The sequence below is a fragment of the Halomonas sp. ND22Bw genome, from assembly GCF_003011945.1.
In the GTDB taxonomy this organism is placed as follows: Bacteria; Pseudomonadota; Gammaproteobacteria; order Pseudomonadales; family Halomonadaceae; genus Halomonas; species Halomonas halophila.
Genome location: NZ_PXWD01000986.1, coordinates 1 through 267, shown reverse-complemented (window position 1 = coordinate 267; position 267 = coordinate 1). Strand labels below are relative to the sequence as shown.

Genomic DNA, 267 nt, shown 5'->3' with positions numbered 1-267 from the left:
CGTGGAGCGGATGCGCCAGGCCCTGGAGCGTTCCGGTCAGACCGGCAGCCAGATCGTGGTCTATCCCGATGCTCCACATGGCTTCCACGCCGACTATCGCGCCAGCTACGCCGAGGCGGACGCGCGCGACGGCTGGTCCAAACTGCTGGCGACCTTCGATAAAGCGTTAAAGAATTAGGGCGTTAGTGAACGACGGGCTGCGGAGGGCGGCCTTGAGCGGGAGGGTGTGGCGATGATTGGATTGCGGCGCCGGGCGGCGATGATCTT

General features: G+C 64.8%; 1 protein-coding gene. It reads left to right on the top strand.

Going from position 1 to position 267, the window contains the following annotated elements; genetic code table 11:
* Positions 1 to 10 precede the first annotated feature (10 nt).
* The gene (locus CVH10_RS21125; RefSeq protein ID WP_369335939.1) at positions 11 to 178 is read left to right on the top strand and encodes a dienelactone hydrolase family protein; all 168 of its coding nucleotides are present in this window, start codon (positions 11 to 13) and stop codon (positions 176 to 178) included.
* Positions 179 to 267: the final 89 nt, after the last annotated feature.